Here is a 12,779-nt window from a genome sequence, read left to right on the forward strand (position 1 = left end):
GGTCACCGTAATACCGGGGTACTACACCCTTCACCTCATATCCCGCCGTCGTCCGACGCCCCCGGCGACCCGCCCGGCCGACCATCGAAGACATGATTACGGCCTCCGAACTGACCAAACGCTACGGCGACAGGACCGTCGTCTCCGACCTCACCTTCACCGTCCGACCGGGCACGGTCACCGGCTTCCTCGGCCCCAACGGCGCCGGCAAGTCCACGACCATGCGGATGATCCTCGGCCTGGACGCCCCGACACACGGCACCGCGACGGTCGGCGACCACGCGTACGCCGACCACCCCGCACCCCTCCACGAGGTCGGCGCGCTCCTGGAGGCCCGCTCGGTCCACCCGGGCCGCACGGCCCGCCACCACCTGGTCGCCCTCGCCCTCACCCACGGCATCCCCAGGAGCCGCGTCGACCACGTCCTGGACCTCACCGGCCTGACCGACGTGGCCGGACGACGGGTCAAGGGCTTCTCCCTCGGCATGGGCCAACGCCTCGGCATCGCCGCCGCGTTGCTCGGAGACCCGGCCACCGTGATCCTCGACGAACCGGTCAACGGCCTCGACCCCGAGGGCGTCCTGTGGATCCGCAACCTCCTCAAGTCCCTTGCCGCGGAAGGCCGTACGGTCTTCGTCTCCTCCCACCTGATGAGCGAGATGGCCCTGACCGCCGAGCACCTGATCATCATCGGCAGGGGCCGCCTGCTCGCCGACACGACGGTCGACACGTTCGTACGCGAATCGGGCGCGGGCACGATCAAGGTGGTCACCCCGGAAGCGGGCCTGCTCACCCAACTCCTCGGCGCCCCAGGCGTGGACGTCACCAGCCCCACCCCCGGAACCCTCGAAATCAGCGGCACGGACGCCGAACACATCGGCCGCACCGCCGCCACCCACGGCATCCCCCTCTTCGAACTCACCCCCCACGCCGCCTCGTTGGAGCAGGCCTTCATGGACCTGACCCGCGACTCCCTCGAGTACGCAGCCCACTTGGAGCCGGCATGACCACCCTCGCCCTCACCCCGACCCGCATCCTGCGCTCCGAATGGCACAAGCTGTGGACGGTCCGCTCCACCTGGATCATGCTGACCGCCGCGACCGTCCTGACTCTCGGCGTCGGCATCGCGATGGGCGCGTCCTACGAACAGGACCGCGGCGAGGTCACCGGCGTCGACCCCGTCCAGTTCCTCCTCTTCGGCACGCAGTTCTCGCAGATCATCCTGGCCGTCGTCGCCGTCCTGTTCATCGCGGGCGAGTACGGCACGGGGATGATCCGCTCAACGATGGTGGCCGTACCGCGCCGCCTCCCGGTCCTCTGGTCCAAGGCGGGCGTGGTCACCGCGGTCGTCTTCACCGCCACCCTGGCCACGTTCCTCGTCACGTTCACGGCCGGGCAACTCTTCCTCGACGGCACGGACAAGGAACTGTCCCTCACCGAACCGGGCGTCCTCGGCACCCTCCTCGGCAGCGCGGCGGGCCTGACCGCCCTGGCCCTCATCGGCCTCGGCCTGGGCGCCCTGCTCCGCTCGGTCCCCGGCGGCATCACCGCCTTCATCGGAGGCGTCACGGTCCTCCCTGAGGTCCTCAGGATGTTCCCGTACGACGTCATGGACAGCGCCGCCAAGTACTTCCCCGGCAGGGCGGCCGAGGGCCTGATGACCCTCCAGGACAGCTCCGACTACGGGGCCACGGGCCCCGCCCTCCTCGCCCTCGCCCTGTGGACGGCGGCGATCCTGGGCGCCGCGGGCCTCCTCCTCGAACGACGGGACGTATGACCAACTCCCTCACCACCGGCTCGCGTACGAGGATGGAACCGTGACCGAGACACGGGACCGGCCCCGCAACTGGCTGCGCAGGGCCCGCGACCAGAGCCGCCGTGACCGCGCCCGCCGGGACCAGGCCTGGCGCGACCAGTCCTGGCGGGGCTGGTCACCGGACGGGGCCCGCCAACAGCCCGCCACCCGCCAGATACACCGCCTCAGCCACCGGGTGCGCGCCTTCGACCGGCGCCACCCGCTGGTGTGGGACGTCCTGGTCTCGGGTTTCCTCCTGGCCGCCGCGGTCAACGACATGCAGGGAGGCTGGCGGAACATCACCGAGAACCCGGACGCACCGACCTGGCTTCTCACCACCCTGACGCTGGGATTCACGGTCCCGCTCCTGTGGCGCCGCACATATCCCGTCACGATCCTCCTGGCGATGCTCCCGCTCGCGGTCGTCAACGCCTGGACCGGCACGGACCTCCAGGCGAGCCTGACCCTGCTCGTCGCCACGTTCAACATCGCGCTGCACACCGGCTTGCGCACCCTGCTCTGGTCGTACGCCCTCACCCTGGGGCCGATCGTCGTGGACGCCCTCCGCTACCCCGAAGAACAGGGCGCCGACCAGTCCATCGTTCCGCAGGCGACCCGCCTCGCCATGGTGGCCATCGTGGGCGTCTCGTACCGCACCCGCCAGGAGTACCTCGCCTCCCTCGTCGAGCGCGCCCGCCAGCTGGAGGTGGAGCGCGACCAGCAGGCCCGCCTCGCCACCGCCGCCGAACGCACCCGCATAGCCCGCGAGATGCACGACATCATCGGCCACAACCTCTCGGTCATCACGAGCCTCGCGGACGGCGGTTCGTACGCCGCCGCCAAGAACCCCGAACGAGCCGCCCAGGCCCTCACCGCCATCGGCACGACCAGCCGCCAGGCCCTGGGCGAACTCCGCCGCCTCCTGGACGTACTACGCGCGGACCCCTCAGGAACACAGCCACCAGGAGCCGAACGCCTGGGACTTGACCCACTTGGCCCCCTTGAACCCCCGGGAGTGGAGATGGCCCCCCAGCCGTCCCTCACCGACCTGGACCACCTCATAGAAGGCGTACGTTCCGCCGGCCTCCCCGTCCGCACCACCATCCACGGCCAAGCCACCGCCCTCCCGCCGGGCCGCCAACTCGCCGTCTACAGAGTCATCCAGGAAGCCCTGACGAACACCCTCAAGCACGGCGGCCCAGACGCGACATCGACGGTCTCGGTGTCGTACGGGAACGGAGGCGCCGTGACCGCGACGGTGACCGACACCGGCCGCGGAAGCACAGGCCGGAGCAACGGCACCGGGGGCCGCGGTCTCACCGGAATGCGCGAACGAACTGCCCTGTACGGCGGGACACTTGAGTCCGGCCCGCTCCCGGACCACGGCTGGCGCGTCCACCTTCACCTACCGGAGGAAACCCCGCAGTGACCACCGTGCTCATCGTCGACGACCAGCCGCTGCAGCGCTTCGGCTTCCGCATGCTCCTGGAGAGCCAGGACGACATGTCGGTCGTGGGCGAAGCGTCCAACGGCAGCGAGGCGATCCGCATGACGGCCGAACTCCACCCGGACGTCGCCCTGATGGACATCCGCATGCCCGGCCTCGACGGCATCGAGGCGACCCGCCGCATCGTCTCCTCCGGAAACCGCACCCGCGTCCTCATCCTCACCACGTTCGACCTGGACGAGTACGCGTACGCAGGCCTGCGGGCGGGCGCCTCCGGCTTCCTCATCAAGGACGCCCAGCCCGAGGAACTGCTCGCCGGCATCCGCGCGGTGGCCACGGGCGACGCGGTCGTGGCCCCGAGCCTCACGCGTCGCCTCCTCGACGCCTACGCCGAGCACCTCCCCACTCCGGGCCCGGAAACAGCCCCCGGCCAGGACCCGCGCCTGACCTCCCTCACGGACCGCGAGCGCGAAATCCTGACGGTCGTCGGCCAGGGCTGGACGAACACAGAGATATCCACCCGGCTCCATCTCGCCGAATCAACGGTGAAGACCCACGTGAGCCGCATCCTCGCGAAGACTGGCTCCCGGGACCGCATCCAAGCGGTGATCCTGGCGTACGACACAAGGCTGGTGGAGCCGTCCTGAAAGGGACCGGTAAAAGGGGCAGGAAAAGGTGCCGGGAAAAGTACCCCTAAACGCAAGAAAGCCCCCGCACCGAAGTGCGGGGGCTTTCCCATAATATTTGTTCGGCGGTGTCCTACTCTCCCACAGGGTCCCCCCTGCAGTACCATCGGCGCTGTAAGGCTTAGCTTCCGGGTTCGGAATGTAACCGGGCGTTTCCCTCACGCTATGACCACCGAAACACTATGAAACTGTCAACCGGAGCCGTGGCCTTGGCTACGACGGTTGTTCGTGGTTTCAGAACCAACACAGTGGACGCGAGCAACTGAGGACAAGCCCTCGGCCTATTAGTACCAGTCAGCTTCACCCCTTACGGGGCTTCCACATCCGGCCTATCAACCCAGTCGTCTACTGGGAGCCTTAACCAATCTAGTTGGTGGGAATACTCATCTCGAAGCAGGCTTCCCGCTTAGATGCTTTCAGCGGTTATCCCTCCCGAACGTAGCCAACCAGCCATGCCCTTGGCAGGACAACTGGCACACCAGAGGTTCGTCCGTCCCGGTCCTCTCGTACTAGGGACAGCCCTTCTCAATATTCCTACGCGCACAGCGGATAGGGACCGAACTGTCTCACGACGTTCTAAACCCAGCTCGCGTACCGCTTTAATGGGCGAACAGCCCAACCCTTGGGACCGACTCCAGCCCCAGGATGCGACGAGCCGACATCGAGGTGCCAAACCATCCCGTCGATATGGACTCTTGGGGAAGATCAGCCTGTTATCCCCGGGGTACCTTTTATCCGTTGAGCGACGGCGCTTCCACAAGCCACCGCCGGATCACTAGTCCCGACTTTCGTCCCTGCTCGACCCGTCGGTCTCACAGTCAAGCTCCCTTGTGCACTTACACTCAACACCTGATTGCCAACCAGGCTGAGGGAACCTTTGGGCGCCTCCGTTACTCTTTAGGAGGCAACCGCCCCAGTTAAACTACCCATCAGACACTGTCCCTGATCCGGATCACGGACCCAGGTTAGACATCCAGCACGACCAGACTGGTATTTCAACGACGACTCCACAGACACTGGCGTGCCCGCTTCACAGTCTCCCAGCTATCCTACACAAGCCGAACCGAACACCAATATCAAACTGTAGTAAAGGTCCCGGGGTCTTTCCGTCCTGCTGCGCGAAACGAGCATCTTTACTCGTAGTGCAATTTCACCGGGCCTATGGTTGAGACAGTCGAGAAGTCGTTACGCCATTCGTGCAGGTCGGAACTTACCCGACAAGGAATTTCGCTACCTTAGGATGGTTATAGTTACCACCGCCGTTTACTGGCGCTTAAGTTCTCAGCTTCGCACACCCGAAAGTGCACTAACCGGTCCCCTTAACGTTCCAGCACCGGGCAGGCGTCAGTCCGTATACATCGCCTTACGGCTTCGCACGGACCTGTGTTTTTAGTAAACAGTCGCTTCTCGCTGGTCTCTGCGGCCACCCCCAGCTCACGGAGTAAATCCGATCACCAGTGATGGCCCCCCTTCTCCCGAAGTTACGGGGGCATTTTGCCGAGTTCCTTAACCATAGTTCACCCGAACGCCTCGGTATTCTCTACCTGACCACCTGAGTCGGTTTAGGGTACGGGCCGCCATGAAACTCGCTAGAGGCTTTTCTCGACAGCATAGGATCATCCACTTCACCACAATCGGCTCGGCATCAGGTCTCACCCTTAATGTGCGACGGATTTACCTATCACACGGGCTACACCCTTACCCCGGGACAACCACCGCCCGGGCTGGACTACCTTCCTGCGTCACCCCATCACTCACCTACTACAGGTCTGGTCCGTCGGCTCCACCACTCCCCTTTGCCCGAAGGCTCCAGGGCGGCTTCACGGACTTAGCATCGCCTGGTTCAATGTTTGACGCTTCACAGCGGGTACCGGAATATCAACCGGTTATCCATCGACTACGCCTGTCGGCCTCGCCTTAGGTCCCGACTTACCCTGGGCAGATCAGCTTGACCCAGGAACCCTTAGTCAATCGGCGCACACGTTTCTCACGTGTGTATCGCTACTCATGCCTGCATTCTCACTCGTGAACCGTCCACCACTAGCTTCCGCTGCGGCTTCACCCGGCACACGACGCTCCCCTACCCATCCCAGCGGGCGTTGGCCCTATATGCTGAAATGACACGACTTCGGCGGTACGCTTGAGCCCCGCTACATTGTCGGCGCGGAATCACTAGACCAGTGAGCTATTACGCACTCTTTCAAGGGTGGCTGCTTCTAAGCCAACCTCCTGGTTGTCTCTGCGACTCCACATCCTTTCCCACTTAGCGTACGCTTAGGGGCCTTAGTCGATGCTCTGGGCTGTTTCCCTCTCGACCATGGAGCTTATCCCCCACAGTCTCACTGCCGTGCTCTCACTTACCGGCATTCGGAGTTTGGCTAAGGTCAGTAACCCGGTAGGGCCCATCGCCTATCCAGTGCTCTACCTCCGGCAAGAAACACACGACGCTGCACCTAAATGCATTTCGGGGAGAACCAGCTATCACGGAGTTTGATTGGCCTTTCACCCCTAACCACAGGTCATCCCCCAGGTTTTCAACCCTGGTGGGTTCGGTCCTCCACGACCTCTTACAGCCGCTTCAACCTGCCCATGGCTAGATCACTCCGCTTCGGGTCTTGAGCGCGCTACTAAACCGCCCTGTTCGGACTCGCTTTCGCTACGGCTTCCCCACACGGGTTAACCTCGCAACACACCGCAAACTCGCAGGCTCATTCTTCAAAAGGCACGCAGTCACGACTGTATGTGCAAGCACATACAGCGACGCTCCCACGGCTTGTAGGCACACGGTTTCAGGTACTATTTCACTCCGCTCCCGCGGTACTTTTCACCATTCCCTCACGGTACTATCCGCTATCGGTCACCAGGGAATATTTAGGCTTAGCGGGTGGTCCCGCCAGATTCACACGGGATTTCTCGGGCCCCGTGCTACTTGGGTGTCTCTCAAACGAGCCGTTGATGTTTCGACTACGGGGGTCTTACCCTCTACGCCGGACCTTTCGCATGTCCTTCGCCTACACCAACGGTTTCTGACTCGTCTCACAGCCGGCAGACTGTGAAAGAGAGATCCCACAACCCCGTACACGCAACCCCTGCCGGGTCTCACACGTATACGGTTTGGCCTCATCCGGTTTCGCTCGCCACTACTCCCGGAATCACGGTTGTTTTCTCTTCCTGCGGGTACTGAGATGTTTCACTTCCCCGCGTTCCCTCCACACACCCTATGTGTTCAGATGTGGGTGACAGCCCATGACGACTGCCGGGTTTCCCCATTCGGAAACCCCCGGATCAAAGCCTGGTTGACGGCTCCCCGGGGACTATCGTGGCCTCCCACGTCCTTCATCGGTTCCTGGTACCAAGGCATCCACCGTGCGCCCTTAAAAACTTGGCCACAGATGCTCGCGTCCACTGTGCAGTTCTCAAACAACGACCAACCACCCGTCACAACCCGCCGAAGCAGATTTTTACCGGGGCCGGCACTGAAGACAGACCTTGCGGCCATACCTTCAGACACCCAACAGCGTGCCCAACACCCTCGCCACCCGTGATCAGCTTTCCACGCCCCGAAGGACAGTACTTGCAGCCCGAGATGACTGAGAGTGCCGAATAATCAACGTTCCACCCATGAGCAACCAGCATCAGACATTCGCCGATGTACTGGCCTCTGGACCGGCAGGCAGAGCCTGTCAGCCAAGAAGTGCTCCTTAGAAAGGAGGTGATCCAGCCGCACCTTCCGGTACGGCTACCTTGTTACGACTTCGTCCCAATCGCCAGTCCCACCTTCGACAGCTCCCTCCCCACAAGGGGGTTGGGCCACCGGCTTCGGGTGTTACCGACTTTCGTGACGTGACGGGCGGTGTGTACAAGGCCCGGGAACGTATTCACCGCAGCAATGCTGATCTGCGATTACTAGCAACTCCGACTTCATGGGGTCGAGTTGCAGACCCCAATCCGAACTGAGACAGGCTTTTTGAGATTCGCTCCGCCTTGCGACATCGCAGCTCATTGTACCTGCCATTGTAGCACGTGTGCAGCCCAAGACATAAGGGGCATGATGACTTGACGTCGTCCCCACCTTCCTCCGAGTTGACCCCGGCAGTCTCCTGTGAGTCCCCACCATCCCCGAAGGGACGTGCTGGCAACACAGAACAAGGGTTGCGCTCGTTGCGGGACTTAACCCAACATCTCACGACACGAGCTGACGACAGCCATGCACCACCTGTCACCCGACCACAAGGGGGGCACCATCTCTGATGCTTTCCGGGCGATGTCAAGCCTTGGTAAGGTTCTTCGCGTTGCGTCGAATTAAGCCACATGCTCCGCTGCTTGTGCGGGCCCCCGTCAATTCCTTTGAGTTTTAGCCTTGCGGCCGTACTCCCCAGGCGGGGAACTTAATGCGTTAGCTGCGGCACCGACGACGTGGAATGTCGCCAACACCTAGTTCCCACCGTTTACGGCGTGGACTACCAGGGTATCTAATCCTGTTCGCTCCCCACGCTTTCGCTCCTCAGCGTCAGTAATGGCCCAGAGATCCGCCTTCGCCACCGGTGTTCCTCCTGATATCTGCGCATTTCACCGCTACACCAGGAATTCCGATCTCCCCTACCACACTCTAGTCTGCCCGTATCGAATGCAGACCCGGGGTTAAGCCCCGGGCTTTCACATCCGACGTGACAGACCGCCTACGAGCTCTTTACGCCCAATAATTCCGGACAACGCTTGCGCCCTACGTATTACCGCGGCTGCTGGCACGTAGTTAGCCGGCGCTTCTTCTGCAGGTACCGTCACTTTCGCTTCTTCCCTGCTGAAAGAGGTTTACAACCCGAAGGCCGTCATCCCTCACGCGGCGTCGCTGCATCAGGCTTTCGCCCATTGTGCAATATTCCCCACTGCTGCCTCCCGTAGGAGTCTGGGCCGTGTCTCAGTCCCAGTGTGGCCGGTCGCCCTCTCAGGCCGGCTACCCGTCGTCGCCTTGGTGAGCTTCTACCTCACCAACAAGCTGATAGGCCGCGGGCTCATCCTTCACCGCCGGAGCTTTCAACCCCCACAGATGCCTGTAGGAGTGTTATCCGGTATTAGACCCCGTTTCCAGGGCTTGTCCCAGAGTGAAGGGCAGATTGCCCACGTGTTACTCACCCGTTCGCCACTAATCCACCCCGAAGGGCTTCATCGTTCGACTTGCATGTGTTAAGCACGCCGCCAGCGTTCGTCCTGAGCCAGGATCAAACTCTCCGTGAATGTCTGCCGGTAATCCGGCGTAACACCACGAGAGCGGAACAACCGGGCGGAATAAGCCCGACTGTTCACAACGTCCTCGCTGTGCGCCTGCCGAAACAAAATGCCCGGCAGGACTTTTTCAAAGGAACCTCCACCCACCACATGACATGGTGGACGGGGTATCAACATATCTGGCGTTGATTTTTGGCACGCTGTTGAGTTCTCAAGGAACGGACGCTTCCTTCGTACTCACCCTCTCGGGCTTTCCTCCGGGCTTCCCTTCGGTCTTGCGTTTCCGACTCTATCAGACCGTTTCCCGATCCGATTTCCTCGGTGCTTTCCGACCTTTTGGCCTTCCGGCTGTGTTGACTGTATCAGATCCTTTCGGGCCTGACTCCCTGTCAACCGGGTTTGTCTTTGCGGCTGTTGGGCCGTTCCGACGTTCCAAACGTTAGCGGATTCTCTCGGCAGTTCCTAATCGGGCTGCCGACCCCAAATCGAATTGAATTCGGGCACGCCGAATTCGCCCCGTTGGGGAGATCGTGCTGATGGTTTGGTGTGCCACTTCTGCGGCGGAGGTGCTGTCGCAGAACCGTTACGGCCCCGTGGCAACTCGAAGAACCTTACGGATCGGCGAGGGGAGTGTCAAGTCTCCCCCGGGCGGCCATCCGGCAAACCAGCGGCGGGCAGGAAGTCGGAGCCGGGGCCGAGCCCCAACTCGGGCCTCAGTCAAGGTCGGTGAGCCGGCCGCCGGCGTCCGGCTGGGCGTGCTCCACGCGGCGAAGCAGCCGGGTCAGCACCTCGCCGAGGACGCCACGATCCTCCGGGGAGAGGTCCTGGAGGAGGTCTTCCTCGAAGACCGTGGCCAGGCGCATGGCCTCCAGCCACTTCCCGCGCCCCTCCTCTGTCAGCTCGACGATGACGCGTACCCGGTTGGACTCGTCGCGTTCCCGGGTGACCAGGCCCTCCGCGACCATGCGGTCGATGCGGTGGGTCATGGCGGCCGGGGTGAGGCCGAGTCGCTTGGCGAGGTCGCTCGGGCCCATTCGGTAGGGGGCGCCGGAGAGGACGAGGGCCTTGAGGACCTCCCACTCGGCGTTGCTGATGCCGAGGGTGGCGGTCTGGCGGCCGTAGGCGACGTTCATACGGCGGTTCAGGCGGCCCAGCGCCGAGACGATCTTCTCGACCTGGGGGTCGAGGTCCTGGAATTCGCGCTGGTAGGCGGCGATCTGCTCTTCGATCGTCGGCTCGCTGACGCGGCGGGTGTCACCCATGGCCGCAGTATGGCACGCGCCCGCTTGGCGTTGAAGTCCTTCGGGATGTACTGTTTAGATCCTAACTTTAGCTTCGAAGTCTTCACCCCTAACTTCTGAGGCAGACGTAAGACTTCCCCTACCAAGGCAGGTGAAAGTGACCAGGGCGATGGGCGCTGAGATGCGCCGGATCCATGTGGGCAACGCACTCAGCGCGTTCGGGCTCGGCTTTACCGTCCCGTATCTGTACGTCTATGTGGCGCAGGTACGGGATCTTGGTGCGATGACGGCGGGGCTCGTGCTCGCCGTCTTCGCCGTGGCCGCGCTCGTGGTGCTGCCGTTCGCCGGGCGGGCCATCGTCCGCCGGGGCCCGCTGCCGGTGCTGCTCGCCGCCTTGGTCACCGCCGCCGTCGGAGCGCTGAGCCTCGGGCTCGCGAACAGCTCGACGACCGTCCTGTTGTCCGCGGCCGCGCTCGGTGCCGGTCAGGCCGTGATGCAGCCGGCGCTCGCGACGATGATCGTGGACTTCTCGTCGGCCGAGACGCGGTCGCGCGCCTTCGCCACCCAGTTCTTCCTGCAGAACCTCGGGCTCGGGGTCGGCGGGCTCATCGGCGGTCATCTCGTCGACGCCTCACGGGCGAGCTCGTTCACGCTGCTGTTCTCGATCGAGGCGGCGATGTTCCTGCTGCTCGTCGTGATCATGGCGACCGTACGGATGCCGCGTGCGCCCAAGGTCGAGGGGGCTCCGGGAGGGGCCAGGGGCAGTTGGAAGCAGTTGCTCGGCAACCGGGCCATGGTGCAGCTGTGCGCGGTGGGCTTCGTGCTGTTCTTCGCCTGCTACGGGCAGTTCGAGTCGGGGCTGAGCGCGTACGGCGTCGAGGCGGCGGGGATCTCCACGTCCGCGCTCGGGACCGCGCTTGCCGCGAACACGGCGATGATCGTGGTGGCCCAGTTCGCCGTGCTGCGGTTCGTCGAGCGGCGGAAGCGGTCCCGGGTGATCGGCGCTGTCGGCCTGATCTGGGCCTTCGCCTGGGTCGTCGCCGGGTACGCGGGGCTCGGACACGCCAGCCAGACCATGGCGACGGCCGCGTTCGTGTCGACGTACGCGCTGTTCGGGCTCGGGGAGGCGATGCTGTCGCCGACCGTGGCGCCACTGGTCGCGGATCTGGCGCCGAGCGGGATGGCGGGGCAGTACAACTCCGCCTTCGCCCTGGTGAAGCAGTTGGCGCTCGCGGTCGGGCCCGCGGTGGGCGGGCCGATGGGGGCCTCGCTGCATGCTCCGTACGTCGTGACGTTCCTGTTGTTCTCGCTGGGGATCACGTTCCTGGCGGTGCGACTGGGGAAGCAGCTCACTCCCGTACAGAATCAGCCGTCGTTGGCGAAGAGCCGGGTTGTCGCGCGGGGCGGGGCTTCGGCGGATGCGGTGCAGACCGCCGCCTGACTGGCGTACAGGGCTTGAGATACACAGGACGGCCGTCACCACTGATGTGGAGGCGGCCGTCCTGTTTTGTTTCGCGTGTAGGTGCTCAGTGGGTGGCTGTCACCAGGGTGGACGTGAACGGGAGCGTTGCCGTGCCGTCGGGGTTCGTGTGGTCGGTGAGGGTCGCGGCCACCGCCTCGGCGGCCTGGGTGAGACGGTCCGGGCCGCCGGCGTCCTCGATTGCTTGGCCCCAGGGGACGGCCGAGAGGTGGCCGCGGGCGAAGGCGGAGAGCGGGGGCAGGGTGATGCCGAAGGTGACGTCACGGCTGACCACGTCGTGGAAGCCCGCGTCGGTGAGGGCGGCCGTGAGGCGTTCGGCGGGGCAGGAGAAGGCCATCGCGAAGTGCGCCTCGGCCTGCGGGCCGCCGTACGCGGTGATGGCGCGGTCGTGGGCCACGAAGTACGGGGAGCGGTCCCGGGCGGCCCAGGCGGTGGCGGCGAACCGGCCGCCGGGGCGCAGGACCCTGGACGCCTCGACGAGGGCCGCGCCGAGGTCCGGGAAGAACTGGACGCCCTGCTGGCAGAGGACGGCGTCGAACGTGTCGTCCGGATAGGGGAGGTGGTCGGCGGGGGCCACGGTGAACTCGATGTCCGGGTACATGCGGGGTGCCCTGGCGGCGGCCACCTTGAGCATGGCCTCGTTGAAGTCGGCGGCCGCGACATGGCCCGTGGGGCCGACCCGGGCGGCGGCCGCGCGGGCCACGAAGCCGGTTCCGGAGGCCACATCGAGAACCTGGTGGCCCGGACACAGGTCCACGGCGTCCAGCAGCGCCTCGACGAACGGCGCCATGATCGGTGCGCTGTACTCCTCGTAGCGCTCGGGAGCGCTGCCTTTGAGCTGAAAGCCCGTTTCGTCTGCCTGGGGTGAGCTAGCCATGGGTGAGCTACTAGCACCGCCGGCCGG

At 64.3% G+C, this 12,779-nt stretch carries 7 protein-coding genes and 3 rRNA genes; 5 read left to right on the forward strand and 5 right to left on the reverse strand.

The window, feature by feature from the left end:
• Positions 1–92 precede the first annotated feature (92 nt).
• The 4 genes from QF035_RS25075 (at position 93) to QF035_RS25090 (ending at position 3,889) form a co-directional block, all read left to right on the forward strand.
• The gene (locus tag QF035_RS25075) at positions 93–1,007 is read left to right on the forward strand and encodes an ABC transporter ATP-binding protein (protein ID WP_307522841.1); all 915 of its coding nucleotides are present in this window, start codon (positions 93–95) and stop codon (positions 1,005–1,007) included.
• Positions 1,004–1,777: an ABC transporter permease gene (locus tag QF035_RS25080; protein WP_307522842.1), complete on the forward strand. Its 774-nt coding sequence runs from the start codon at positions 1,004–1,006 to the stop codon at positions 1,775–1,777. The genes QF035_RS25075 and QF035_RS25080 overlap by 4 nt, the downstream gene beginning before the upstream one ends.
• 193 nt (positions 1,778–1,970) lie before the next feature.
• On the forward strand, positions 1,971–3,224 hold the full coding sequence (locus tag QF035_RS25085; protein WP_307531401.1) for a sensor histidine kinase: 1,254 nt from the start codon (positions 1,971–1,973) through the stop codon (positions 3,222–3,224).
• Positions 3,221–3,889, forward strand: coding sequence for a response regulator (locus QF035_RS25090; protein WP_307522844.1), 669 nt, complete (start codon positions 3,221–3,223; stop codon positions 3,887–3,889). The genes QF035_RS25085 and QF035_RS25090 overlap by 4 nt, the downstream gene beginning before the upstream one ends.
• 99 nt (positions 3,890–3,988) lie before the next feature.
• Here QF035_RS25090 and rrf read toward each other — a convergent pair.
• The 4 genes from rrf to QF035_RS25110 all read right to left on the reverse strand — a co-directional run bounded on the left by rrf (position 3,989) and on the right by QF035_RS25110 (position 10,416).
• Positions 3,989–4,105, reverse strand: a 5S ribosomal RNA gene (gene rrf, locus QF035_RS25095).
• 87 nt (positions 4,106–4,192) lie between these two features.
• Positions 4,193–7,316 (reverse strand): 23S ribosomal RNA (locus tag QF035_RS25100).
• Positions 7,317–7,633: 317 nt separating this feature from the next.
• A 16S ribosomal RNA gene (locus tag QF035_RS25105) occupies positions 7,634–9,163 on the reverse strand.
• Together the 16S, 23S and 5S rRNA genes form the textbook arrangement of a ribosomal RNA operon.
• A gap of 704 nt (positions 9,164–9,867) precedes the next feature.
• Complete coding sequence (locus QF035_RS25110; RefSeq protein ID WP_269653814.1) at positions 9,868–10,416, reverse strand: MarR family winged helix-turn-helix transcriptional regulator; 549 nt, start codon at positions 10,414–10,416, stop codon at positions 9,868–9,870.
• A 148-nt stretch (positions 10,417–10,564) separates the two neighbouring features.
• Here QF035_RS25110 and QF035_RS25115 point away from each other — a divergent pair, with 148 nt between their 5' ends.
• The gene (locus tag QF035_RS25115) at positions 10,565–11,836 is read left to right on the forward strand and encodes an MFS transporter (protein ID WP_307522846.1); all 1,272 of its coding nucleotides are present in this window, start codon (positions 10,565–10,567) and stop codon (positions 11,834–11,836) included.
• 85 nt (positions 11,837–11,921) lie between these two features.
• On the opposite strand, the gene QF035_RS25120 is transcribed toward QF035_RS25115, so the two are convergent.
• Positions 11,922–12,752 carry a class I SAM-dependent methyltransferase gene (locus QF035_RS25120; RefSeq protein ID WP_307522847.1) on the reverse strand — a complete coding sequence of 277 codons (831 nt, stop codon included), beginning with the start codon at positions 12,750–12,752 and terminating at the stop codon, positions 11,922–11,924.
• Between the last annotated feature and the right edge of the window lie 27 nt (positions 12,753–12,779).

Origin of the sequence: Streptomyces umbrinus (genome assembly GCF_030817415.1) — a bacterium.
Taxonomy (GTDB): domain Bacteria; phylum Actinomycetota; class Actinomycetes; order Streptomycetales; family Streptomycetaceae; genus Streptomyces; species Streptomyces umbrinus_A.